The following is a 22,520-nucleotide window of genomic DNA, read 5'->3' as shown; positions in this document are numbered from 1 at the left end:
CTTTGACCGATAAATCACTGGTTTATGGGGGGATCGGTGTTCAGGGTTCATGTTCGTGACCCTTTTCTGTGGGCACGTCCTGAATGTGAGGGAATGTGAGGCCCGGCGACACCCGTGTGGCAATAGTGACCGGCGAAGAAGTCCCCGTTGTCTCGGACTTCGTGAGCGGAGCGACTGCATCGGTTCCGGCGGCACCGCGGACGGGCCTTCCACGTGGATCATGGCGGACCCGTACAGCGGTTCCCGCCGGCGAGTCGGGGAATTCTCATGCTGCCGACCGCGGTCAGGTGACCGAAGCAGTGAGATCCCCCTCGTGCGTAGTGTCACGGCATCGCGACAGGGATGAGGTCGGGGATGAAGATCATTGGGATTGCTGGCAGCCTGCACCCGGGGGCGTACGTCTGGAGGCTGCTGGAGGCCGCGTCGTGGGAGCTGCCGGCGACGGCGGACTTCGAGATCTGGGAGGGACTGGACCGGATACCGCCCGTCGTGGACGGCGAGCTCCCGCAGCCGGTGGACGAGCTGTACCGCATGGTGTCTGAGGCGAACGGCATGCTGATCACGGCTCCGGCCCACAGCACGCTGCCGGTCCAGCTGAGCAACGCGCTCGGCTGGCTGTCGTCTCCGCGTGCCGGCGCGATTCTGCTGGGAAAGCCCGTGGGGGTGGTGACCGCCTGCCTGCGTCCCCACGAGGCGATGTGGACGCAGACCCACCTGCGACGGGCACTCGGCGCCGCGGGCGCGATCGTGTACGGCGCGGATCTGGCGGTCTCCTCGGGCCGCAGCCGCTTCGACGCCACCGGCAAGCTCGCCGACAAGGAGTTCCGCGGCCGGTTCCACAAGGTGCTGGACGAGCTGTGCTCGCCGTCGCTCGCCAAGGCCCGGACGTGAGGGCCGGGGGGTGCCTGTACCAGGATCACTAAACTGACCGGGTGGTTCAGTCGAGCTGGATCGGAGGCGGCGCGATGGGCATCGGCCGGATCGGTGTGTGGCACCCCCTGTTCGGACGGGCTCCGGTGCAGGCCGTACGGCAGGCGGCGACGGAGATCGAGGAGCTCGGGTACGGCGCGCTGTGGTTCGGGGAGGCGCCGGGAAGCAGGGAGGCGTTCAGCACCGCCGGGATCCTGCTCGCGGCCACCCGGACCATCGCCGTCGGGAGCGGCATCGCCAGCATCTGGGTGCGCGACGCGACCGCCATGGCGACCGGTGCGGCGGCGTACGGCGAGGCCTACCCGGGGCGGTTCGCCCTGGGCGTCGGGGTCAGCCACGCCCCCATGGTCACCCAGCGCGGACACGACTACAGGCGTCCCGTCGCCGCGATGAGCGCGTATCTCGACGCGATGGACACCGTCGTGGGCGATCTGCCGTTCGCCCCCGACCCGCCCACGCCCAGGTTGCTCGCCGCGTTGCGGCCACGGATGCTGGAGCTCGCCAGGGACAAGGCCGACGGGGCCCACCCGTACTTCGTGCCGCCGGAGCACACCGCGATCGCCCGCGAGACCCTCGGCCCCGGCCGGATCCTCGCTCCCGAGCAGGCCGTGGTCCTGGAGAGAGACCCGGCCGAGGCCAGGAGGATCGCCCGTGCGCACATGGCGATATATCTGACCTTGGGAAACTACGTCAACAACCTGCGCCACCTCGGCTACGCGGACGAGGACTTCGCCGGCGGCGGCAGCGACCGGCTGGTGGACGCGATCGTCGCGTGGGGAGACGCGGACACCGTCGCCACACGGGTCCGCGCGCACCTCGACGCCGGGGCGGACCACGTCGCCCTCCAGCCGCTTCCGCCGGACCTGCGCGGAGGGGTCGCGCAACTGACCGAGCTCGCGGCCGCCCTGGACGTGCGCCCGGGGGCGTAGGCACGATGTCGAGGACGACCCGCCGTGCCGTGTGAAGGTGGGAAGGGGGAGGTCATCGTGGGTAACGCGGATCAGGAACGGGCATTGCGAGTCCTGGAGGCGGCGCTCGACCTTCGCGTCCCGGTCGTCCGGCACAGGCTCAGGAAGTTTCCCGAGGGCGCGCCGTTCCTCTGGCTGAGCTATCCCGGAGCGGGTGACGCGGCCATTTTCCTCGACAGACGTCAGTGGATCTACCTGAGCGAGCCGAAGCGGGGCGGGGTGGCCGTCCAGCTCGCCGCCGGCCAGGTCGACGACGATCCCGCGCTCGTCGTCGAGCGGCTCCTGCCGGTCATGACGCCGCCTCCCCGGCACAGGAGCGCCCTGAAGCGCGCGCTGGTGGCCTCCGGGGTCGGCCTCGCCGCGGGTGTGGGGGTGGGCCTGCTGAGCGCGGTGCTCATGGCCATCCTCGTCGCGGGCAACGACCGCTTGCTCACGAGCACGAGCATCGTCGTGGTGTACGTCCTGTCCGCCCTGCTGGCGGTCGCGGCGGGCCTCTGGCTGGGCTGGCGCTGGTGGCGGCTGGGCTGAGGTGAGCGTGGTCGCCGTTCCTGGGGGCAGGGACCGGGGAGACGATCACGCGAAGGAGCGACATGGCCGAGTTACTGGCGATCTACAACGAGGGAGCGGGAAGCGCGGACGACGACGTCAGGACCGCCGTCATCGAGACATTGCGCGGCGGCGCCGACGTGGTCGAGGCGCCCGTCGGCGAGAAGGACCTGGAGGAGATGCTCGACGCCTGCCCCGGCCGTGACGTGGTCGTGCTGGGCGGCGACGGGTCGCTCCACGTGGTGGTCTCCACCCTGTACCGGCGCGGCGAGCTGGACACCCGGACGGTGGGGCTCGTCCCGCTGGGCACCGGCAACGACTTCGCCCGAGGGCTGGGCATTCCGCTGGACCCCCAGGTGGCGGCACGCGTCGTGCTCGCCGGACGGCCTCACCCCCTCGACCTCCTCATTGACGACGAGGGCGGGGTCGTCGTCAACGCGGTGCATCTCGGCGTCGGCGCGGAGGCGTCCGAGCAGGCCAAGCCGCTCAAGCCCGGGCTCGGGCGGCTCGCCTACGCGGTGGGCGGGCTGCTCGCGGGCGTGCGCAGCCCCGGCTGGAGGCTGCGCGTGACGGTGGACGGCCGGCAGATGGCCGGGGAGGACCCGGTGCTCATGCTCGGCATCGGCAACGGCGTCACCATCGGCGGCGGCACCCCGCTGACCCCCCGGGCCAGGCCCGACGACGGCATGGTGGACGTCGTCGTCGCGCTGACGACCGGGCCGCTGGAGCGGCTCGCCTACGCGCTGCGGCTACGCCGGGGGCGCCACCCCGAGATGCGGGGAGTGACCACCGGCCGCGGGCGCGAGGTGACCGTGGAGGGTGAGGCCGTACCGGTGAACGCCGACGGCGAACTGGTCGGCCGTACGGCCAGGCGGCGCTGGACGGTCATGCCCGCCGCCTGGCGGATGTTCACCTGAACCGCGCCGGGACCCGTTCCCGGTTCAGCTCAGCCGGGCGTGCGCGTAGGCGGTCATGGCGTCGCGCATGTACTCGGCCAGGCCCTCGGCGACCTTCTCGTAGTTCACCCGGAACCGCTCCTCCTGCGCCTGCATCCGGGCCAGGTGCAGATACTGCTCCGTGGTCGGCGTCCAGGACTCGCTGAGGTGCCGATAGTGGACGTCGAGCTCGGCGAGGACCTGCGGGGCGTCGACGGGGGTGCCGGTGAGCATGTGCTCGGCCATCCGTATCATCCCTGCCGTCGCCTCCCGCTGCATCCGCTCCAGCTCCTGCGGAGTGCGGCCGGCCAGGAGTTCCTGCTGCCCGCTCCGCTGCCACTGCTCCGGCCACCGCTCGCGGGCGTCGGCCTCGTACCGTGCGCCGTCGAATCCCTCGAACAGGTTCTCCGGTCTGCTGATCTTGGACATGGTCGTCTTCCCTTCGTTCCGCTGAAGTTCGGCGATGGTGCGTTCCACCATGCGGGTGACGTCGTCCAGCCGGTCGCGCTCCGCCAGCAGGCGCCGGTGGTGCTCGCGCAGCGCTACGACGGGGTCGGTGTGCCGCTCGACGATTTCCTTGATCTCGGTCAGGCCGAGACCCAGTTCGCGCAACACCAGGACCTGCTGCAAGCGCAGCAACTGGTCCTCCTCGTAGTAGCGGTAGCCGTTCGCGCCGACCCGCGCGGGCGGCAGCAGCCCGATCTCGTCGTAGTGGCGCAGCGTCCGGGACGTCACTCCCGACATCCGGGCCACCTGCGTGATCGACCATGCCATGACCGGCTCACCCGTTCTTGTCCATCGCCGAGCCGGTGCTTTCCGGCTCGTTCACGACCGTAGGAGTTGACGCAACGAGAAGGTCAAGAGTGATCAGGAAGCGCGACTTCCGCAAGGCGGTCACACGCGGGCGACGAGGTCCTCACAGCGAGGCGGGGGGCCGGGGCCCGCCGGGGAGTTCAGATCACGGGGTCGCCGATTCACCTGCGCGGCGCCATCCGGCCCGGAGAGGGTACGGAGACGGCGCGCAGGTGAATCTCACCGACGAGGAACGGAGCCGCGGCCTCCGCCCCTGAGGATCCGAACTCGGAACACGCGCTAGCGCCGGTCCATCACGATGGCGCCGTTCTGGACCACCAGCGCCACCCGGGACCGGTCGGCGAAGATCGACGGATCGTCCAGCGGGTTGCCGGCGAAGGCCACCAGGTCGGCCCGCTTGCCCTCCTGCACCGTGCCGACCTGGTCGCCGATCCCGAGGATTCCGGCATTGACGCTGGTGGCCGACACCAGCGCGGCCATCGGATTCTCGATCTTCGACCTGAGCACCAGCTCGTACCCGCGGCCAGACTGGTCGGGCCCGATCAGGTCCGACCCGAGCCCCACGCGCACACCCGCCGCGCGAGAGGCCAGCAACCCGTCGGCCTGCCCCTGCATCGCGATCCCCAGCCGCTCCGAGATCGACGCCGGCACCCCGCTGGCCGCCGCGTTCTCCGCGAGGGCGTGCACCACCGCCAGCGTCGGGACGTGCGCCACCCCGTTGGCCGCCATCAGCGCCGCCGTCTCCTCGTCGATCTCGGAGCCGTGCTCCACGCACAGCGCCCCGGCCTTGACGGCGTTGCGGATGCCCTGGTTGTTGTGCGCGTGCACGGTGACGTACGTGCCGCGCGCGGCGGCCTCCTGCACGGCCACCGCGATCTCCTCCACGGTGAACTGCGTGTCGGTCAGCTTGTCGTGCTTGGACACGACCCCGCCGGTGACGCAGAGCTTGATGAACTCGGCGCCACGCCTGAACGACTCCCGCACGTTCTTACGCATCTCGTCCGGCCCGTCCGACAGCAGCGCCATCGACCGCAGCCCCGGGATGTGGTGATCGTGCCAGTCGGCGGTCGGCTCCCAGTCGGCCGCGAAATACCCGTGCCCGCCCGTCTGGCACTGGATGGGACCGCACTGCAGGATCCGCGGCCCGCGCACCTTTCCCTGTGCGACGACCGCGGCGAGACCCCCGTCGATGCCTCCGACGTCCCGCACGGTGGTGAACCCGGCCTCCAGCGTCTGCGCGCAGTTCGCGAACATGTCCGCGGCCAGTTCGGCCACCGACAGCTCCCGCCGCAGGCTGGCGTTGATGTCACTGCTCAACCCCAGGTGCACGTGCGCGTCGATGAGCCCGGGCGTGAGGGTCAGCCCGTCGCACTCGACCACCTCGGCCCCCGCCGGAGGCGTCCCGCCCACCCGGACGATCCGCCCCTCGTCGACCTCCACCGCCTGCCCCCGAACCGGGTCGCTCCCGCTACCGTCGATGACCACCGCGCCGCTGAACCACGTCGACATGCCGTTTTCCCACCCTTTTTCGTCTTATAAGGCTTATATAGGCGTTCACCCAGCGTCCACGCCCGGCACCCCGCTCCGCTACCTCCGAACGTCGGACATTTCCCCCTCCGGCTGCGACAGATGATCCGTTGACCGCACGATCCTGCCGGGCGCGTACGGGCGATTCCTGTCCCGGGTGGCGCGGTGGAGGTCGAAGCGGCTCCGCGGGACGTCCAGAAGTCTCGGAGCGTGGCCGTCGGCGGTAAGTGAGCCGGAGGGAGCCGGTCACGCCGGGGGGTGGAGGTGGGCGCGCCGGCCGTCGCGATCGAGGATGCCCAGGATTTCCGCCGGTCCGCCGTGTGCCTTGATGGCGTGGGGGATCATGGTGGAGAACTCGGCCGCCTGGCCGGTCTCGACCTGGATGGTGCGCTCGCCGAGGATCAGCGTGATGGTCCCCGACAGGACGGTGAACCAGTCCGTGCCGGGGTGGACCGCGAGCTGATCGGCTCCCTGGCCATGCGCTTCGTCGGTGATGCGCATCTTGGCGACCGTGATGCCGGCTGACCCGGATCCGCGGTTCAGCGGCCAGGTGGTCAGCCCGTGCCGTTCGTCGCACCGAGGCCTGATCACGACGTCGTCGTCGTTGACGGTTTCCACCAGCTGGTCGAGCGAGATGTCCAGGGCGCGGGCCAGTGAGATCAGCTGGTCGAGGCCGATGCGCCGGTGGCCGGTCTCGATCCGGCTCAGGGTGGAGGGACTCAGGAAGGCGCGCTCCGCGAGGTTGTCGAGTGACCAGCCGCGTGCCTGTCTCAGACCTCTGATGCGCATGCGGACCGTACTGTCCACATCGCTTTCTTGCGTCATGCGCAAGAGTGTAAACGATAGGCGCAATGCATGGTTATCGTCGAAATATGAACACCTCTCACCAGGACCGGAACCACCCGGGGTCCGACCTCCTCGCCGAACTCCTGGAACTGGACGCCGAGGTTCTGCGGGCTCATCTGTCGGAGCTGACCGCCTGGCTGGGTGAGCTGGCCGATCGGGAACCTCGCCGCATCGTCGATCTGGGCAGCGGGACCGGGACCGGCGCCATCGCCCTGGCGCGGCGTTTCGTGCGGGCCGACGTGACGGCCGTGGATCTTTCCCCGCGGATGCTCCATCGACTGTCGAAGAAGGCGTCCCTGCTCGGTCTCGCCGACCGGGTCCTCGGCGTCCGGGCGGACCTGACGGAGGGCTGGCCGGCACTCGCCCCCTGCGATCTGGTGTGGGCGGCCTCCTCCCTGCACGACATGGCCGACCCCGACCGCGTTCTGGCCGGAGCGTTCGACGGCCTGCGGCCGGGCGGCCTCCTGGCCGTGACCGAGATGGACTTCTTCCCCCGCTTCCTGCCCGACGACATAGGCGTGGGCCGTCCCGGCCTGGAAGCCCGCGTCCACGCCGTCCTGAACAAGGGGCCGGCCGCCGACTGGACGGAGCACCTGGCCCGGGCGGGATTCGTCCTGGAGGCCGAACGCCCGTGGGCCGTCGACCTGCCCACCCCTCTGCCGGCCGCCACCGGCCGCTACGCCCAGGTGTGCCTGCGGAGGCTGCGCTCGCATCTCGACGGCCGGTTGCCCGATGAGGACCTGGTCGCCCTCGACACGGTCATCCACGGCGACGGCCCCCACGGCGTCCTGCGGCGCGAGGACCTCACCGTCCGGACCGTCGGACCACGTGGGTGGCTCGCCGGCCCTGACCGTCCGGCGGGCGGCCGCACCCGTACGGATGCCCGCCCCGGTCACCACCGCCCGCTCGCCGGCTTCTCCGCGGGGCCGGGCGCGGGCGACGCCGCCGGAGCGGCTCACCCGTGCGGTGGGCATCGGCTCCGGCGGGGCTCCCCGGCCGGTTCAGCTCAGTGACGCCGACACCAGGTTCCTGGCCTCCTCCTGCACCCGCGCCAGATGCTCCGGTCCCTTGAAGGACTCGGCGTAGATCTTGTAGACGTCCTCCGTGCCGGAGGGACGGGCGGCGAACCAGGCGCTCTCGGTGGAGACCTTGACCCCGCCGAGGGCGGCGCCGTTGCCGGGGGCCGCGGTCAGCACCTGCGTGATCGGCTCGCCGGCGAGGGTGTCCGCGGTGACCTGCTCGGCCGAGAGCCTGGCGAGCACCGCCTTCTCCTCCCGGCTCGCCGGGGCGTCGACCCGGGCGTAGGCGGGGTCGCCGAACCTGGACACCAGATCGCCGTAGTGCTCGCTCGGCGAGCGGCCGGTGGTCGCGATGATCTCCGCGGCGAGCAGCGCCAGGATCAGGCCGTCCTTGTCGGTGGTCCACACCGAGCCGTCGCGGCGCAGGAACGACGCCCCCGCGCTCTCCTCGCCGCCGAACCCGAGGGAGCCGTCGAGCAGGCCCGGCACGAACCACTTGAACCCGACGGGCACCTCCATGAGCCGCCTGCCCAGATCCGCCGCCACCCGGTCGATCATGCCGCTGCTCACCAGCGTCTTGCCGATCCCGGCGTCCGCCGGCCAGCCGGGCCGGTGGGAGTAGAGGTAGGAGATCGCCACGGCGAGGTAGTGGTTGGGGTTCAGCAGCCCCCCGTCGGGAGTGACGACGCCGTGCCGGTCGGCGTCGGCGTCGTTGCCCGTGGAGACGTCGAACGCGTCGCGGCCGGCGATGAGCGAGGCCATCGCGTACGGCGACGAGCAGTCCATCCGGATCTTGCCGTCCCAGTCCAGCGTCATGAACCGCCACGTCGGGTCGGTCAGCGGGTTCACCACCGTCAGATCCAGCCGGTGCCGCTCGGCGATCTCCCCCCAGTAGGCCACGCTCGCCCCGCCCAGCGGGTCGGCGCCGATGCGCACCCCCGCCGCCCGGATCGCGTCGAGGTCCAGCACCGAGGGCAGGTCGTCGACGTAGTGGCCGAGGAAGTCGTGACGGCCGGTGGTGTCGGCGGCCAGCGCCCTGGTGTAGGGAATCCGCCTGACCTCCTTGAGCCCGTCCGCGATCAACGCGTTGGCGCGGTCCTGGATCCACGAGGTGGCGTCGGTGTCGGCCGGGCCGCCGTTCGGAGGGTTGTACTTGAAGCCGCCGTCGCCGGGCGGATTGTGCGAGGGGGTCACCACCACGCCGTCGGCCGGTCCCGCCGTACGCCCCCGGTTGTAGGTGAGGATCGCGTGCGAGACCGCCGGTGTCGGGGTGTAGCCGTCCCGGTCGTCGATCAGGACCGTCACGCCGTTGGCCGCGAAGACCTCCAGCGCCGAGACCCGGGCGGGCTCCGACAGCGCGTGGGTGTCGGCGCCCAGGAACAGCGGGCCGTCCACCCCCTGCGCCGCGCGGTACTCCACGATGGCCTGGCTGGTCGCGAGGATGTGGTCCTCGTTGAACGCGACGTTCAGCGAGGAGCCACGGTGCCCCGACGTCCCGAACGTCACCCGCTGACCGACCTCCCCGGGGTCGGGGTGCAGCGCGTAGTAAGAGGTCACCAGGCGGGCCACGTCGACAAGATCGGACGGCTGAGCGGGCAGTCCCGCTCGTTCATGCGTCATGAAAATCTCCCAAGTCATCCTTGCCAACCGTATCTACCCTTAAATTCAAGGAGACCGCATACTCGATCTCGTATGCGCGGGAATCTCGCGGGTGATCCCCGGAGCCGGTCGGCCGCTCCCGGCCGTGCGGCCGGTGGATCTCCGCATCACGACCGCTTCCGTCCCCGAAGCGCGTCGCGCCCGCTTCCGTCCCCGGAGCGCCCGTCGGTCGAAGACCCGCCCTGCGAAACACGCCGATGATGAACGGAATACGCCGTTGACAACGTTGTCATCGACGTCATACGTTCACCTTGTTTGTCGTTTCTGCCCGGTTTGCTTACCCGAATCCGCGAACCCTCAACGCCGATACATCGGAGGAATCCGTGAACAGCCGTGTGGTGGCCGCACCGGCCACCGCCAGCCTCTCCCCGTTCGGAAGCGTCGGCGAGGTCCGGCTTTGACCGCCCTGGCGATCGACATCGGGGGCACCAAGTTCGCCGTCGCGCTCGTTCACCCCGACGGGACCATGACCCGGCGGGCGGAGCTGCCGGTGGGACCGGATCCCGTGGCGACGCTGGCCTCGCTGGTCCGCGACACCGCGGTCGCGGATCTGACCGGCGTGGGAATCGGCTCCGCCGGTCCCATCGACTCCGTTGCCGGCACGGTCAGCCCGGTCAACATCCCGTCCTGGCGGGACTTCCCGCTGGTCGACACGGTGCGCGAGCTTCTCGCCGGGCTTCCCGGCCCTCGCGGCGTTCCCGTCGCGCTGGCCGGAGACGGCCAGTGCATGGCGCTGGGGGAGTGGTGGCGAGGCGGGCACGGCGGCTCGGGCTCCCGGGTCATGCTGGGGATCGTGGTGTCCACGGGGGTGGGCGGCGGGCTGGTCCTGGACGGCGTGCCGTACCTGGGACCGACGGGAAACGCCGGTCACATCGGACACATATCCGTGGACCCGAGGGGCGAGCCCTGCCCCTGCGGGGCGGTGGGATGTCTGGAGACCGTCGCCAGCGGCCCCAGCATGGTCCGCTGGGCGCTGGCGAACGGCTGGACGTGCCCGGCCGCGCACCCGGACGCCAAGGCGCTCGCGGCGGACGCCGCCCGCGGGGTCCTCCCCGCGCAGCGGGCCTTCCAGCGGACCGCGGACGCGCTGGCCTCGGCGATCCTCACCACGGCCGCCCTGTTCGACGTCGACGACGTCGTCATCGGAGGCGGTGTGGCCGCGGCGGGTGAGACACTGCTCGCCCCCCTTCGCCAGGCGGTCGCCAAGCAGGCCGGACTCGGCTTCCTGCGACGCCTCACCGTCGAGCGGACCTCGCTGGAACGTGACGCGGGTCTGTACGGCGCCGCCGCCCTGGTCCTTCCCTCCGAGGAGAGAACGCCTCACCGGGGCACTTGAACGCCGTCGGGGGACCTCCTCCGGCGCGGAGCAGATCCTAAAACGTCGAAGGGACCTGGGATGAGCCCACTCGCCGTCCAGTTGTACTCCGTGCGTGAGCAGGCGGCCGTCGACCGCCGTGCCGTGCTACGGCGCATCGCCGACATCGGGTACGGCGCGGTCGAGCCGTACGACCCGCACGTGGATCCGGTCGGGCTCGCCGCCGACCTTGAGGAGGCCGGGCTGACGGTGTGCAGCGTGCACGCCCCGCTGCTCGACGAGCGCCGTTCGAGCGTGCTCGCCGCGGCCGTCGTCATCGGGGCGGACACCGTCATCGTGCCGGCGGCCCCCGCGGAGTGGTTCGCCGACCGGGACGGGCTGGAGCTGGCCGCCCGGAGCATCAACGAGGCGGCGGACGAGGCGGCCGGCCACGGCCTGCGGCTCGGATACCACAATCACTGGTGGGAGCTGGAGCAGCGGGTGGACGGCCGTCCCGCGCTGGAGGCGCTGGTCGAGCTGCTGGCTCCCGAGGTGCTGCTGGAGGTCGACGTCTACTGGGCGGCGACCGGTGGGGTCGACCCCTCGGAGCTGCTGGCCCGGCTGGGTGAGCGGGTGCGTTACCTGCACGTCAAGGACGGGCCGGCGACGAAGGAGGGCCCGATGACGGCGGTGGGCGCGGGCGGCGTGCCGATCGTGAGCGCGCTGACCGCCGCGCCGGACGCGGTGCGGATCGTGGAGCTGGATCACTGCGCCACCGACATGGTCGAGGCACTGGCCGACAGTCACGCCTACCTGACCGGCCTGGTCGCCGCCGGGCAGGTGAGCCCGTGACGAGCCCGCTCGGGGTGGCGATCGTCGGCTGCGGCACCATCAGCCACCAGTATCTGAGCAACCTGACCACCTTCCCCGACGTGCGGGTGGTGGCGTGCGCCGACCTCGATCCGGACCGTGCCCGGGAGGTCGCGAGCCGGTACGGCGTGCCGGTGGCGACCACCCCGGAGCGGGCGATGGCCCACCCGGACGTCGAGCTGGTCGTCAACCTCACGATCCCGTCCGCTCACGCCGAGGTGGCGATGGCGGCGGTCGGGGCCGGACGCCACGTCTACAACGAGAAGCCCTTCACCCTGGACAGGGAGTCCGGCGCGGAGCTGACCCGGGCCGCCGAGGCGGCGGGGGTGCGCCTGGGCAGCGCTCCCGACACCTTCCTCGGCGCCGGCCTGCAGACCGCGGCCCGGCTCGTCGCCGAAGGGGCCATCGGCACTCCGCTGACCGCTCTGACGCTGCTGCAGACCCCCGGCCCCGAGGCGTGGCACCACAGCCCGGAGTTCCTGTTCCAGCGGGGCGCCGGGCCGCTGTTCGACATGGGCCCCTACTACCTGACCGCCCTCGTGACGCTGTTCGGCCCGGCCGGGCGGGTGGCCGCGATGGCCCGCCGGGCACGGGAGGAGCGGATCATCGGCTCGGGCCCCAGGGCCGGGACCCGCTTCGCCGTCGAGGTCCCCACCCACACGGCGGCGCTCCTGGAGTTCGCCGCGGGGCAGGCCGCCACGATGATGTTCACCTTCGACTCGCCGCTCCACCGTGCGGGGTTCGTCGAGATCACGGGCACGGAGGCGACCATGGAGGTGCCCGACCCCAACACCTTCGGCGGCCAGGTACGGCTGCGCCGGGCCGGCGGCGACGAGTGGATCGCGCTCCCCACGCCGGGAACCACCGCCGGTCGCGGGCTGGGCGTGCTCGACATGGCCCAGGCCATCCGCGCGGGCCGGCCGCACCGCGCCACCGGAGAGCTGGGCCTGCACGTCCTGGACACGATGCTGACCATCGCCGAGTCCGCCGAGCGGGCCGAGTTCCTCAAGGTCGGCAGCACGTGCCCGAGGCCCGATCCGCTGCCCGAGGGGTGGGATCCGGTGAAAGGCGACGGGTGAGCCCTGAGGCGGGCGGCGCCGCGGGCGCGGCCTGACACGACGGCGGGACGGCGGTGGGTGAGCCGTCCCGCTCGTTCGACCCGCTCACCTGGATCAGGCGGCGGGGGAGACTCCTAGGGAGTACGGCCGGCGGCCCGGGGGTCGCCCGTGGCAGAGTCCTCCAGGCGGGCGCGGAGCCGGGTCCGGATCTCGTCCGGTGTGTAGGCCTGTCGCCTTCTTTCGGCCCGCACCATGACCACGCCCGTGGCCGCGACGCCGGCGACACCTGCCAGACCGAGTACCTTCCACCATCGCATGTGCCTACGCTAGCGGAATGCCCGGCAAGAGCATCAGCCTCGATGAGGCCGCGAACCTGACCCGTACCGGCGACGTGTGGCTGTTCCGCGGCCGAACCGTTCCCGACCGAGCCATCCAGACCATGACGAACAGCCCCGTCAACCATGTCGGCATGTCCGTCGTCATCGACGACATGCCGCCGTTGATGTGGCACGCCGAACTCGGCCGTTCCCTGCCCGACCTGTGGTCGGGAGTCCACCAGCGCGGCGTCCAGCTGCACGACCTGCGCGACGCGGTCTCCGTCTGGGCCACCAGGTACGGCCAGCGTGCCTGGCTGCGCCAGCTGGAGCCCCAGACCTCCCGGGAGATGGACGACGCCGTCCTGCGCACCGTCGCCCGCCTGGACGGCACGCCCTTCCCCTCCACGGCCAGGCTGGCCGGACGCTGGATGAAGGGACGGCTGCCGAAGATCCTGAAGCGGGGGGCGGAGGAGAGCGCCCTGGAGAGCGCCTACTGCGCGGAGGTCGTCGCCGTCACCTACGAGGCCATGGGGCTGCTTCCCGGCGGTCGCAGGCCGAACTGGTACGACCCCGGCCGATTCTGGAGCGGGGACGACCTCGAACTGTCCGGAGGGTTCCAGCTCGGGGGAGAGATCACGGTGAAGCTGGGGTAGGTCTGGGAGAGGAGCGGAACGCGGACGCGACCCCCGGCGGCTCGCCACCCGAGGTCAGAGGTGGCCGATCCGGCCGCTCCACGTCGTCGTGATTCGAGGGGGAGGCGTCATGCCGGACACAGTGGTGGTCATCGGCGCGGGGCTCGCGGGCCTCGCGTGCGCGATCCGGCTGCACTCCGCCGGGGTTCCGGTCCGCGTCATCGACGCCGCGGGCGAGGTGGGCGGTCGCGTGCGCACCGACATCGTCGACGGTTTCCGGCTCGATCGCGGTTTCCAGGTGTTCAACACCGCCTATCCGGAGGCCGCCCGCGTTCTCGACGTCGGCGCGCTGAATCTGCGCGCCATCCCCTCCGGGGTGATCGCCTTCGACAGGGGGCGTCGGGAGCGTTTCATGCTGCCCTGGCGGCATCCCCGGCACGCGCTCAGCGGCCTGCTGGCCGATGTGGGGTCGCTCAGGGACAAGGCCGCCCTGGCCGCGCTGACCACGCGCGACGTCACCTTCCCTCCCGAGTTGCTGCGCCGTGACCCGGACCGCACCACGGAGGAGGAGCTGCGGCACCGGGGCATCTCCTCCAAGATGATCGAGAAGCTGATCCGCCCCTTCCTGGCCGGTGTCTTCCTCGAACGGGAGCTTGAGACCTCCAGCCGCTTCTTCAACCTGATCTGGCGGTCCTTCGCCCTCGGCACGGTCGGGGTGCCCGCCCTCGGCATGGGCGAGATCCCCCGCCGGCTCGCCGAGCGCATCCCGCCGGAGGCGCTGAAGCTCGACACCCCGGTCCTCGCCGTGACGGACGAGGGCGTGGAGACGGCGGGAGGCGAGACGATCCCGGCCCGCACGGTGGTCGTGGCGACCGACCCGGCCATGGCCGCGGCCCTCTACCCCGGGCTGGAGATCCCGGCGATGCGCGCGGTGACGACCTTCTACCACGCCGTCCCCTGGTCCCCCGCCGACGATCCCACCCAGATCGTGGACGCGGAGGGCCAGATCACCGACACCCTGGTCATCACCGACGCCGCGCCCGAGTACTCCTCGGACGGCCGCGCCCTGGTCTCCACCTCGGTCCTGGGGCTTCTCTCCGACGCCGACGAGCCTCGGGTCCGGGCCCGGCTGGCTCAGATCTACAGGGCGAACACCTCCGCCTGGGAGCACCTCGCGACCTATCCGATCGAGGCGGCGCTGCCCGCGATGACCCCGCCGTTCCCGATGCGCCGCCCGGTCCGTTTCGCGCCCGGTCGCTACGTGTGCGGCGACCACCGCGACACCGGCTCCCACCAGGGCGCCCTGGTCTCGGGCCGCCGGGCGGCGGACGCCGTACTGGAGGACCTGGGATGAGCTCGGGCGAGCCGATCCCCGCGGGGCCGGGCTCCGGGGAGTCCGAGGCGGGCCGATCGCGGGCGGCCGGGGCTCAGGCGAGGCGTGCGGGGAACCCGCCGGTGGCGATCGGGCCCCAGCGTTGCGGGGTGAGGCGCAGCAGCGACTTGCCCTGGCGGGTCATGGCCTCGCGGTACTCGTCCCAGTCGGGGTGCTCGCCGGAGATCGACCGGTAGTAGTCGACCAGGGGCTCCAGGGCCTCGGGCAGGTCCAGGACCTCGGCCGTGCCGTCCACCTGCACCCAGGGCCCGTCGAAGTCGTCCGACAGGACCACGACGCTCACCCGGGGATCGCGGCGGGCGTTGGCCGTCTTGGCGCGCTCGGGATAGGTGGAGATCACGATGCGGCCCTCGGCGTCGACACCGCATGTCACGGGGGAGGCCTGCGGTGTGCCGTCACGGCGTGCCGTGATGACGAGCGCGCGGTGGCGCCCACGCAGGAATTCCAGTAGCTGCTCACGTGAGACGACCTCGTTGGTCGCGATCTTCGGGCTCATGTTCCCACTGTACGGCGACGTGTCACAGCTGTTCACATCTGGTCATTTAGGGAGATATGTGGTCAAGAGTCGTCTAGTGGGGTATTTGTCACCAATGTGCAGGGCATTGATCTACGAATAGACCGATGAGCACGTCGGGACCCGCTTGGCGGATCCGGAAGGGCTCATCCGCCCAACCAAGGAGATCAACGTGAAGAAGTCTCTTCTCGCCTCGGCTCTGGCAGCGCTCACCCTGGCAGCAGCCCCGGCTGCCCAGGCGGCCACCACGAGTTCCTTCCTCTTCCTCTCTCCTGCCCCAGCCCCCACGGACATGCCGTCGCCCACGGACATGACCTCGCCCACCGACATGCCGTCGCCCACGGACATGACCTCGCCGGGGGCCACGGCCTCGCCGGTCGGCCCGGGCTGCGCCTCCCTGCCCACGTCCGGACCCGGCAGCGCCGCCAGCATGGCCACGGAGCCGGTCGGCACCGCTCTCGCCGCCAACCCGGAACTGTCCAGCCTGGCCAAGGCCGTCGACGCGGCCGGACTGACCGAGACACTGAACTCCGCCAAGGACATCACGGTGTTCGCGCCCACCAACGCGGCGTTCGACAAGATCCCGAAGGAGGAGCTCGACACGATCATGGGCGACAAGGACAAGTTGACCAAGATCCTGCAGAACCACGTCGTCGAGGGGAGGAAGGCCCCCGCGGATCTCACGGCGGGACCGCTCACGACGCTCGGCGGCGGCACCCTGACCGTCACGGGCTCCGGTGAGGACTACACCGTCGGCGACGCCAAGATCCTCTGCGGCAACCTGCAGACCTCCAACGCCACGGTCTACCTCGTCGACTCCGTTCTTCTGCCCGGCGCCGAGGCATCGGCGACACCGAGCGAGAGCGCGAGCTGAGGAGCCGGAGGGGTGCCTGCCACAGGCGCCCCTCACCAGGTCCTCCGGCCGATGAGAGGCCTCGCCGGCGAGCACCGCGCCCGTTGACGGTGAACGGGCGCGGAAGGCGGGCGTCACGGGCCCGGGGGACGGCTTCGAGCGAGGCCGCGGAGGCCGGAGGCGACGGCTCGCGAAGTCTTCGGACGGCGCGATCCGCGTCCGGGGCGACTCGACGCCGGCGAGGACACGGGCCGGCGCCGGTCAGCCTTCGGTCTTCCTGGCGATCCCGACCATGGACCAGGTCCTGTCCCGGCCCTGGACGGTGAGCGGGTTGTCGGGACGCCAGTCGCGCGTGTAGACGAAACCGGGCTCCACCAGCTCCAGTCCGTCGAAGAAGCGCAGCACCTGCTCGCTCGTGCGGCCGTCGCCCTCCTGGCGGCCGAGGATCCTCCGGTAGATGCCGACGATCGGCTCCATGACCTCGGGGCGCCGGTCGAAGACGACGTGCCCGAAGGCGAAGGCGCTGCCGACCGGCAGCGCGTCGCGCAGGACGGCCACGCACTTGAACGGGTCGTCCTCGTCCGGGATGAACTGGAGGGCGGACGCGATCAGGACGGCCACCGGCCGGTCCAGGTCGATGAGCCGTCTCAACTCGGGATCGGCGAGCAACCGGCGGGGGTGGAGGACGTCACCCTCGACGACGGCGGTGGCGGGGTTGGTGGCCAGCAGGGCGCGGGCGTGGGAGAGCACGACCGGGTCGGTGGAGACGTAGACCACGCGGGCGTCGGGCAGGAGCGCCTGGGCGACCTGATGGACGCTGTTCTGCGTGGGCAGCCCCACGCCGAGGGAGACGAACTGGGTGATGCCCTGCCCGACGAGATAGCGCACCCCCCGGGCCATGAAGTCCTGGCCCTCCCTGGCCATGGTCCTGATCTCGGGCGCCAGGGCGAGCACCTCCTCCGCGGCCGCGCGGTCGGCGGCGAAGTTGTCCTTGCCGCCGAGGTAGTAGTCGTTCATCCGGGCGACGTTGGCCACGCTCGTGTCCAGACCTGCCGGTGGCCGCCGGGCCGCGTCGCTCATACGTCATCTCCTCTGCCGCCTGTCGCACCGGCGAGCGGTGCCGCTCGCGAACGGAGGTCGAGACACAGGTGAACGGGGAAAGCTCCGATCATTTCTGGCGGCAGTCTATCCATGCTTTACGGCCGATTCCGCCGACCACCCATACGGAATCGGGCCGGTGGGGCACCGCGCCGCCGGGTCGCCACCGCGGGACGTAGACCACCCCGGGTTCGACGAGTTCCAGCTCGCCGAACAGGAGTTCGACCTCGGCCCTGGTGCGCAGGTTGCCGCGGCGCGGGCCGGTGATCGCACCGTGGTTCTGGTAGAGGGCGGCGAGCCGCGCCGTCGTCTCCGGGCACAGGTCGGAGACCGCGTGGGAGATGGCCATGTAGCTGCCCGGCGCGATCGCCTTCCGGAGGCCGGCCGTGATCCGCATGGCCTCGACGTCGTCGGGGACATCCGCCAGGACCGAGAAAAGGAGGATCGCCACGGGCCGGGACAGATCGATGACGCCGCTGAACCGCAGATGGGAGAGGAGCCGCTCGGGGTCGCGGGCGTCGGCCTCGACGACCGCGGCCAGGTCCTCGTTCTGGAGCAGGGCACGGGCGTGGACGGCGACCACCGGGTCGTTGTCGACGTACGCCACCCGCGCGTCGGGGGCGGCCGCGCGGAGGATCTCGTGCACGTTGCCCCGGGTCGGCAGGCCGCAGCCGATGTCGACGAACTGCCGGATGCCCGCCTCGACGAGGAACCGGACCGCCCGGCCGAGAAAACCGCGTCCCTCTCGCGATACGACCGGAAGGTCGGGAGCGATCGCGAGTGCCTGCCGCGCGATCGCGCGGTCGGCGGCGAAGTTGTCCTTGCCACCGACGAAGTAGTCGGCCATCCGTCCCGAATTCGGGGTCTTGGGGTCAAACCTGAGGCGCTCAGGTTCTGACGACGCCATGACGTTCTCCATCCAGCGGATCGGGCTTCCGCGGACAATATCCGTCTTAAGCCGACTATGGGGCTTATTTCCCTAAGTCCGCTTTTTGGCATTGGAAAGGCAGGATCGTCAGTGACAGGCCTCCAGGCGGCGCGCGGTCCTGTGCGGAAGGGCGAAGGCCGCCCACACGGCCTTGCCCCGTGTCTCCAGAGGAGCCCAGCCCCACATCTCGCTGACCCCCTGGACGACCTGCAGCCCGCGGCCGCCCTCCGCCTCGTGGTCGGGCTCGCGCAGGCGGGGTCCCTGGTCGCTGGGGTCGGTGACCGCGCACAACACCGAGCGTTCGGTCCGGCACAGGATCACCCTGATGTCCGGGGCGGGCCGGGGGTGGAGGGCGCCCCGCGTGCCGTGACGCACCGCGTTGGTCACCAGCTCGGACACCACGACGCCGGTGTCGTCGACCAGCTGCTCCAGCCCCCACGTTCTCAGGGCGGTGGAGGTGAACTCGCGGGCGGTCCGCGCCGCGTAGGGGGCGTGGCGGAGACTCCACACGGTCATCCGGAGCCGGTCGGCATGGGTTTCACCGTCCGCCCACGGCGGCGGGGAACCCGGCGGGAGCATGTGATCGAGCATCGACAGCCACCGTTCCCATCCTCCGATCTCAGATCGGACAGGTGAGGCTCCATGTCTTTGACAACCAGTCATCGGCGACCTTGGTGAGGGGTGGCGATCGCGTAACGAAGGCAATCCGTCCCGTCATCCTGCCCGTCATGATGTGCATAAGCAAGTACAAATGCACGTGCATCTGCACAAAGATATATGCTCGTACGTATGTTCCCCTGCCTGACGGGTGAGAGGCGACGATGAATCAGCTGCGCAGCGGTATGTCGGCGGCTCTGCTGGACGGGGTCGTCTGGCGCAAGAGCCACTTCAGCAATCCCAGCGGCAACTGCGTGGAGGTCGCCGAGCTGCCCGACGGCAGGGTCGCGATGCGCAACTCCCGCGACCCCGAGGGGCCCGCGTTGATCTACACTCGCCGCGAGGTCGACGCATTCCTCAGAAGGGTGAAGAGCGGCGACTTCGATGACCTTGTCACCGGAAATGGTTGAAGAATAAAGTTCTGTATAGCCGAAAATGCGCGACCGGAGTACCGTGAGGGATCTCGAAGGCACGAAGAGTAGGTAAAGGCTCGCATTCCGCGCTATAAGGACTGTAGATGATCGCACCTCACGCCGGCGGTGAGCGAGTCAGCTCCGCGCCCGTGGTTCCGCTCCGGGGCAGTTCGACCGTGTTGAGAATCGTGCTGGGCGCCCAGCTCCGCAGGCTCCGCGAGCAGCGCGACATCACCCTTGAGGCGGCGGGACACGTCATCCGCGCCTCGCATTCGAAGATCAGCCGCATGGAGCTCGGCCGGGTGAGCTTCCGGATCAGGGACGTGGCCGACCTGCTCACGCTGTACGGCGTGACGGAGGAGAGCGAGCGGGAGCCCCTGCTGGCCCTCGTCGGACGGGCCAACGTCACCGGCTGGTGGCACAACTACAACGACGTCCTGCCCAGCTGGTTCGAGACGTACGTGGGCCTGGAGGAGTCGGCCACCGTCATCCGGAACTACGAGGTCCAGTTCGTGCCCGGCCTGCTCCAGAGCGAGGGCTACGCGCGGGCCGTGATCCGGCTGGGGTTCCCCTCCGCCTCCGAGGAGGAGCTGGAGCGGCGGGTACGGCTGCGCATGGCACGCCAGAGGCTGCTGCGCGGCGAGGAGTCGCCCCACGTGTGGGCCGTGCTGGACGAGGCGGTGCTGCGTCGCGCGCTCGGCGGGGCCGAGGTGATGCGCGGCCAGATCGACCACCTCCTTGAGGCGCTCGAACTGCCCAACGTGACCGTCCAGATCGTGCCGTTCAGCGTCGGCGGCCACGCCGCGGCGGGAGGGCCCTTCAGCATCCTGAGGTTCTCCCAGCCCGACCTGCCCGATGTGGTCTACATGGAGCAGCTGACCAGCGCGGTCTATCTGGAGAAGCGGGAAGAGGTCGACAGCTACCTCGAGGTGATGGAACGCCTGTGCATCGAGGCCGAACCGGCCTCACGCACGCGGGAGATCCTCCTCCGGATCCGCGAACAGCTATAAAAAAGCCGTGAAACGGCCAAGTCGGCAACCATTCGGCCGGGCCGTACGACAATTATTAAATGAAATGTCTCGTGACCGGTGCGACCGGCTACATCGGGGGGCGGCTCGTTCCCGAACTGCTCGACGCGCGTCACGAGGTCCGCTGCATGGCGCGGTCGGCCGGCCGCCTGCGCGACCAGCCGTGGGCCGCGCGGGTGGAGATCGCGGAAGCCGACGCGACCGACGCGGAGCAGACGAGGAAGGCGCTCGACGGGGTCGACGTCGCCTACTACCTCATCCACACGATGGGCGGGGGAGAGGACTTCGCCGACGCCGACCGCCGCGCGGCCACCACGTTCGCCGCCGCGGCCAAGGAGGCGGGAGTGGGCCGCATCGTCTATCTCGGCGGCCTCGCGCCCAACGAGGACCTCTCGCCCCACATGCGGTCCCGCGTCGAGGTGGGGGAGATCTTCCTGGGCTCCGAGGTGCCCGCAGTGGTGCTCCGGGCGGCCGTCATCATCGGATCGGGTTCGGCCTCCTTCGAGATGCTGCGCTATCTCACCGAACGGCTGCCCGTGATGACGACGCCGCGATGGGTGAGGACCAGGACGCAACCCATCGCGATCCGCGACGTCCTGCGCTACCTCGCGGCCTGGGCGGACATCGAGGAGGAGGTGAACCGCTCCTTCGACGTCGGCGGCCCGGACGTGCTGACCTACGCCGACATGATGAGGGTCTACGCCGAGGTCGCGGGGCTGCCCCGCCGGTTGATCATCCCGGTCCCGATGCTCAGCCCCGGCCTGTCGAGCCACTGGGTGGGGCTGGTCACCCCCGTTCCGGCCGGACTGGCCCGCCCGCTGGTGGAGTCGCTGCGCAACGAGTCGATCTGCCGGGAACACGACATCGCCGATCACGTCAAGGACCCGGCGGACGGCCTGATCGGGCTGAGAAGGGCCGTAGAGCTGGCCCTGCGGCGGATCAGGGAGGCCGAGGTCCTCACGCGCTGGTCCTCGGCCTCGACCCCCGGGGCGCCGAGCGACCCGCTGCCGAACGACCCCGACTGGGCGGGCGGCAGCCTCTACGTCGACGCGCGGGCCCGCCGCGTCAAGGCGTCCCCGCAGGCACTCTGGACGGTGATCGAGGCGATCGGCGGCGAGAAGGGCTGGTACTCCCTGCCCGTCGCCTGGCGCCTGCGCGGCCTCCTCGACCGGCTCGTCGGCGGCGTGGGACTGCGCCGCGGACGCCGCGACCCCCGGCGGCTCCGGGTGGGAGACTCCGTCGACTTCTGGCGCGTGGAGGAGGTCGAGCCCGGACACCTGCTGCGCCTGCGCGCGGAGATGCGCCTGCCCGGTCTCGCGTGGCTGGAGCTGCGGGTGCTCCGGCAACGGGACGAGACCGTCTACGGCCAGCGCGCGATCTTCCATCCCCGGGGCCTGGCGGGCCATCTCTACTGGTGGTCGCTCAAGCCCTTCCACGTCCTGATATTCGGCCGGATGCCGCGCAACGTGGCGGCCACCGCCGAGCGGGGCGAGCCGTCCGGCGGCGCCCTGCCGGGGACGGGTGCCCCGCGCGCGGGCCCCGCCGGAACCGGGGACGCCCGCGGTCAGGGCGCCCCGGAAACCCCGTAGGCGTCCCGGCACGCCAGGTGGGCGCGGCAGCCCGCCGTCGTCAGAGGGGGGCGTCGGCCCGCCGTACGTGCAGGTGACCGTCCCTGGGGAAGGGCGGCCGGGCGGGCAGGACCTCGTGGAACCGGTATCGGGCCTTCTCCGCGACGCGGCACGACGCGGTGTTGTCCACCTGGTGAAGCAGTTCGAGACGTTCCAGCTTGTCGGCGGCGAAGGTGTCGAAGGCCCACACGGTGAGGGCCTCAAGCGCGCGAGGGGCCACCCCCCGGCCCCGGGCGTGGGCCGCCGTCCAGTAGCCGACCTCGGCGGACCCACTGTGGCGGTCGGTTCTCTTCAGCACCACGTTGGCCACCAACCGGCTCTCGCTCTCGCTCTCGCCGGAGCCGGTCCGGTCCTCGTGCACCGCGAAGCTCAGCCGCTCCCCGGTCTCCCAGCCCCGCCTCTGGACGTCCAGCCACCGCACCGCGTCGTCGACGCTCTCGGCGGAGAGCGTCGTCCAGTGACGCAACACGGGGTCGCGGTACACCTCGACCAGCGACGGGACGTCGCCGTCGTTCCAGGGGCGCAGGAAGAGCGCGGGAGCGGACGGCGTGGCCTCTGCCCGCAACGCGACGGTCATCAAAGTCCTTCCCTGGG

24 protein-coding genes are annotated in these 22,520 nt (G+C 71.0%); 14 read left to right on the top strand and 10 right to left on the bottom strand.

The window, feature by feature from the left end:
• Window positions 1–354 precede the first annotated feature (354 nt).
• The 4 genes from J2853_RS14875 (at window position 355) to J2853_RS14860 (ending at window position 3,361) form a co-directional block, all read left to right on the top strand.
• The gene (locus tag J2853_RS14875) at window positions 355–891 is read left to right on the top strand and encodes an NADPH-dependent FMN reductase (RefSeq protein ID WP_307558285.1); all 537 of its coding nucleotides are present in this window, start codon (window positions 355–357) and stop codon (window positions 889–891) included.
• A 41-nt stretch (window positions 892–932) separates the two neighbouring features.
• Window positions 933–1,859, top strand: a complete 927-nt coding sequence (locus J2853_RS14870; protein ID WP_307558283.1) for an LLM class F420-dependent oxidoreductase — start codon at window positions 933–935, stop codon at window positions 1,857–1,859.
• Window positions 1,860–1,916: 57 nt separating this feature from the next.
• Window positions 1,917–2,426 carry a hypothetical protein gene (locus J2853_RS14865; RefSeq protein WP_307558281.1) on the top strand — a complete coding sequence of 170 codons (510 nt, stop codon included), beginning with the start codon at window positions 1,917–1,919 and terminating at the stop codon, window positions 2,424–2,426.
• 62 nt (window positions 2,427–2,488) lie between these two features.
• A complete protein-coding gene (locus J2853_RS14860; protein WP_307558280.1) occupies window positions 2,489–3,361 on the top strand; it encodes a diacylglycerol/lipid kinase family protein in 873 nt (290 codons plus the stop codon).
• 24 nt (window positions 3,362–3,385) lie between these two features.
• Here the strand turns inward: J2853_RS14860 and J2853_RS14855 are convergent, their stop codons facing one another.
• The 3 genes from J2853_RS14855 to J2853_RS14845 form a co-directional block, all read right to left on the bottom strand.
• Window positions 3,386–4,153, bottom strand: coding sequence for a MerR family transcriptional regulator (locus tag J2853_RS14855; RefSeq protein WP_307558278.1), 768 nt, complete (start codon window positions 4,151–4,153; stop codon window positions 3,386–3,388).
• Window positions 4,154–4,471: 318 nt separating this feature from the next.
• Window positions 4,472–5,701: a metal-dependent hydrolase family protein gene (locus J2853_RS14850; protein ID WP_307558277.1), complete on the bottom strand. Its 1,230-nt coding sequence runs from the start codon at window positions 5,699–5,701 to the stop codon at window positions 4,472–4,474.
• Window positions 5,702–5,965: 264 nt separating this feature from the next.
• Window positions 5,966–6,544 (bottom strand): helix-turn-helix domain-containing protein, encoded by a 579-nt coding sequence (locus J2853_RS14845; RefSeq protein ID WP_307558275.1) that lies wholly within the window; start codon window positions 6,542–6,544, stop codon window positions 5,966–5,968.
• Between the two features lie 47 nt (window positions 6,545–6,591).
• Here J2853_RS14845 and J2853_RS14840 point away from each other — a divergent pair, with 47 nt between their 5' ends.
• Window positions 6,592–7,578: a class I SAM-dependent methyltransferase gene (locus tag J2853_RS14840; protein WP_307558273.1), complete on the top strand. Its 987-nt coding sequence runs from the start codon at window positions 6,592–6,594 to the stop codon at window positions 7,576–7,578.
• Here J2853_RS14840 and pgm read toward each other — a convergent pair.
• Complete coding sequence (pgm, locus tag J2853_RS14835) at window positions 7,567–9,204, bottom strand: phosphoglucomutase (alpha-D-glucose-1,6-bisphosphate-dependent) (protein ID WP_307558272.1); 1,638 nt, start codon at window positions 9,202–9,204, stop codon at window positions 7,567–7,569. The genes J2853_RS14840 and pgm overlap by 12 nt on opposite strands.
• A gap of 436 nt (window positions 9,205–9,640) precedes the next feature.
• Between pgm and J2853_RS14830 the strand changes: the two genes are divergently transcribed.
• The 3 genes from J2853_RS14830 to J2853_RS14820 are packed head-to-tail and all read left to right on the top strand — an operon-like array spanning window position 9,641 to window position 12,486.
• Window positions 9,641–10,579, top strand: coding sequence for an ROK family protein (locus J2853_RS14830; RefSeq protein ID WP_307558269.1), 939 nt, complete (start codon window positions 9,641–9,643; stop codon window positions 10,577–10,579).
• A gap of 60 nt (window positions 10,580–10,639) precedes the next feature.
• Window positions 10,640–11,389, top strand: a complete 750-nt coding sequence (locus J2853_RS14825) for a sugar phosphate isomerase/epimerase family protein (RefSeq protein WP_307558267.1) — start codon at window positions 10,640–10,642, stop codon at window positions 11,387–11,389.
• Window positions 11,386–12,486, top strand: coding sequence for a Gfo/Idh/MocA family protein (locus J2853_RS14820; protein ID WP_307558264.1), 1,101 nt, complete (start codon window positions 11,386–11,388; stop codon window positions 12,484–12,486). Before J2853_RS14825 ends, J2853_RS14820 begins: the two co-directional genes overlap by 4 nt.
• Before the next feature lie 113 nt (window positions 12,487–12,599).
• On the opposite strand, the gene J2853_RS14815 is transcribed toward J2853_RS14820, so the two are convergent.
• The gene (locus J2853_RS14815; protein ID WP_307558262.1) at window positions 12,600–12,782 is read right to left on the bottom strand and encodes a hypothetical protein; all 183 of its coding nucleotides are present in this window, start codon (window positions 12,780–12,782) and stop codon (window positions 12,600–12,602) included.
• 17 nt (window positions 12,783–12,799) lie between these two features.
• Between J2853_RS14815 and J2853_RS14810 the strand changes: the two genes are divergently transcribed.
• The gene (locus J2853_RS14810; RefSeq protein ID WP_307558260.1) at window positions 12,800–13,435 is read left to right on the top strand and encodes a hypothetical protein; all 636 of its coding nucleotides are present in this window, start codon (window positions 12,800–12,802) and stop codon (window positions 13,433–13,435) included.
• Between the two features lie 109 nt (window positions 13,436–13,544).
• The gene (locus tag J2853_RS14805; protein WP_307558258.1) at window positions 13,545–14,768 is read left to right on the top strand and encodes an NAD(P)/FAD-dependent oxidoreductase; all 1,224 of its coding nucleotides are present in this window, start codon (window positions 13,545–13,547) and stop codon (window positions 14,766–14,768) included.
• 73 nt (window positions 14,769–14,841) lie between these two features.
• Here the strand turns inward: J2853_RS14805 and J2853_RS14800 are convergent, their stop codons facing one another.
• A complete protein-coding gene (locus J2853_RS14800) occupies window positions 14,842–15,303 on the bottom strand; it encodes a PPOX class F420-dependent oxidoreductase (protein WP_307558256.1) in 462 nt (153 codons plus the stop codon).
• Window positions 15,304–15,493: 190 nt separating this feature from the next.
• Here J2853_RS14800 and J2853_RS14795 point away from each other — a divergent pair, with 190 nt between their 5' ends.
• The gene (locus J2853_RS14795) at window positions 15,494–16,195 is read left to right on the top strand and encodes a fasciclin domain-containing protein (RefSeq protein WP_307558254.1); all 702 of its coding nucleotides are present in this window, start codon (window positions 15,494–15,496) and stop codon (window positions 16,193–16,195) included.
• A gap of 240 nt (window positions 16,196–16,435) precedes the next feature.
• On the opposite strand, the gene J2853_RS14790 is transcribed toward J2853_RS14795, so the two are convergent.
• From J2853_RS14790 to J2853_RS14780, 3 genes are all read right to left on the bottom strand, one after another.
• Window positions 16,436–17,254, bottom strand: a complete 819-nt coding sequence (locus J2853_RS14790) for an SAM-dependent methyltransferase (protein WP_307558252.1) — start codon at window positions 17,252–17,254, stop codon at window positions 16,436–16,438.
• Window positions 17,255–17,342: 88 nt separating this feature from the next.
• Complete coding sequence (locus J2853_RS14785) at window positions 17,343–18,179, bottom strand: SAM-dependent methyltransferase (protein WP_307558251.1); 837 nt, start codon at window positions 18,177–18,179, stop codon at window positions 17,343–17,345.
• Between the two features lie 108 nt (window positions 18,180–18,287).
• Window positions 18,288–18,791: an ATP-binding protein gene (locus J2853_RS14780; RefSeq protein WP_307558248.1), complete on the bottom strand. Its 504-nt coding sequence runs from the start codon at window positions 18,789–18,791 to the stop codon at window positions 18,288–18,290.
• A gap of 230 nt (window positions 18,792–19,021) precedes the next feature.
• On the opposite strand from J2853_RS14780, the gene J2853_RS14775 reads away from it, so the two are divergent.
• The 3 genes from J2853_RS14775 (at window position 19,022) to J2853_RS14765 (ending at window position 21,887) form a co-directional block, all read left to right on the top strand.
• Window positions 19,022–19,267, top strand: a complete 246-nt coding sequence (locus J2853_RS14775) for a DUF397 domain-containing protein (RefSeq protein ID WP_307558246.1) — start codon at window positions 19,022–19,024, stop codon at window positions 19,265–19,267.
• A 107-nt stretch (window positions 19,268–19,374) separates the two neighbouring features.
• A complete protein-coding gene (locus J2853_RS14770; RefSeq protein ID WP_307558244.1) occupies window positions 19,375–20,280 on the top strand; it encodes a Sco1979 family transcriptional regulator in 906 nt (301 codons plus the stop codon).
• Window positions 20,281–20,339: 59 nt separating this feature from the next.
• Window positions 20,340–21,887: an SDR family oxidoreductase gene (locus J2853_RS14765; protein WP_307558243.1), complete on the top strand. Its 1,548-nt coding sequence runs from the start codon at window positions 20,340–20,342 to the stop codon at window positions 21,885–21,887.
• Window positions 21,888–21,927: 40 nt separating this feature from the next.
• On the opposite strand, the gene J2853_RS14760 is transcribed toward J2853_RS14765, so the two are convergent.
• Window positions 21,928–22,503, bottom strand: a complete 576-nt coding sequence (locus J2853_RS14760) for a GNAT family N-acetyltransferase (protein ID WP_307558241.1) — start codon at window positions 22,501–22,503, stop codon at window positions 21,928–21,930.
• Window positions 22,504–22,520 lie beyond the last annotated feature (17 nt).

This window comes from Streptosporangium lutulentum (assembly GCF_030811455.1).
Taxonomy (GTDB): Bacteria; Actinomycetota; Actinomycetes; order Streptosporangiales; family Streptosporangiaceae; genus Streptosporangium; species Streptosporangium lutulentum.
This window is presented reverse-complemented; position numbering and strand designations above follow the sequence as displayed.

Excerpts from the sequence above, each read along its gene's own strand:
- J2853_RS14800 (WP_307558256.1), bottom strand. The coding sequence starts at position 15,303 with ATGAGCCCGAAGATCGCGACCAACGAGGTCGTCTCACGTGAGCAGCTA.
- J2853_RS14810 (WP_307558260.1), top strand. The coding sequence starts at position 12,800 with ATGCCCGGCAAGAGCATCAGCCTCGATGAGGCCGCGAACCTGACCCGT.
- J2853_RS14850 (WP_307558277.1), bottom strand. The coding sequence starts at position 5,701 with ATGTCGACGTGGTTCAGCGGCGCGGTGGTCATCGACGGTAGCGGGAGC.
- J2853_RS14825 (WP_307558267.1), top strand. The coding sequence starts at position 10,640 with ATGAGCCCACTCGCCGTCCAGTTGTACTCCGTGCGTGAGCAGGCGGCC.
- J2853_RS14805 (WP_307558258.1), top strand. The coding sequence starts at position 13,545 with ATGCCGGACACAGTGGTGGTCATCGGCGCGGGGCTCGCGGGCCTCGCG.
- J2853_RS14845 (WP_307558275.1), bottom strand. The coding sequence starts at position 6,544 with ATGACGCAAGAAAGCGATGTGGACAGTACGGTCCGCATGCGCATCAGA.
- J2853_RS14860 (WP_307558280.1), top strand. The coding sequence starts at position 2,489 with ATGGCCGAGTTACTGGCGATCTACAACGAGGGAGCGGGAAGCGCGGAC.
- J2853_RS14770 (WP_307558244.1), top strand. The coding sequence starts at position 19,375 with ATGATCGCACCTCACGCCGGCGGTGAGCGAGTCAGCTCCGCGCCCGTG.
- J2853_RS14785 (WP_307558251.1), bottom strand. The coding sequence starts at position 18,179 with ATGGCGTCGTCAGAACCTGAGCGCCTCAGGTTTGACCCCAAGACCCCG.
- J2853_RS14765 (WP_307558243.1), top strand. The coding sequence starts at position 20,340 with ATGAAATGTCTCGTGACCGGTGCGACCGGCTACATCGGGGGGCGGCTC.
- J2853_RS14760 (WP_307558241.1), bottom strand. The coding sequence starts at position 22,503 with ATGACCGTCGCGTTGCGGGCAGAGGCCACGCCGTCCGCTCCCGCGCTC.
- J2853_RS14855 (WP_307558278.1), bottom strand. The coding sequence starts at position 4,153 with ATGGCATGGTCGATCACGCAGGTGGCCCGGATGTCGGGAGTGACGTCC.
- pgm (WP_307558272.1), bottom strand. The coding sequence starts at position 9,204 with ATGACGCATGAACGAGCGGGACTGCCCGCTCAGCCGTCCGATCTTGTC.
- J2853_RS14840 (WP_307558273.1), top strand. The coding sequence starts at position 6,592 with ATGAACACCTCTCACCAGGACCGGAACCACCCGGGGTCCGACCTCCTC.
- J2853_RS14780 (WP_307558248.1), bottom strand. The coding sequence starts at position 18,791 with ATGCTCGATCACATGCTCCCGCCGGGTTCCCCGCCGCCGTGGGCGGAC.
- J2853_RS14815 (WP_307558262.1), bottom strand. The coding sequence starts at position 12,782 with ATGCGATGGTGGAAGGTACTCGGTCTGGCAGGTGTCGCCGGCGTCGCG.
- J2853_RS14775 (WP_307558246.1), top strand. The coding sequence starts at position 19,022 with ATGAATCAGCTGCGCAGCGGTATGTCGGCGGCTCTGCTGGACGGGGTC.
- J2853_RS14875 (WP_307558285.1), top strand. The coding sequence starts at position 355 with ATGAAGATCATTGGGATTGCTGGCAGCCTGCACCCGGGGGCGTACGTC.
- J2853_RS14790 (WP_307558252.1), bottom strand. The coding sequence starts at position 17,254 with ATGAGCGACGCGGCCCGGCGGCCACCGGCAGGTCTGGACACGAGCGTG.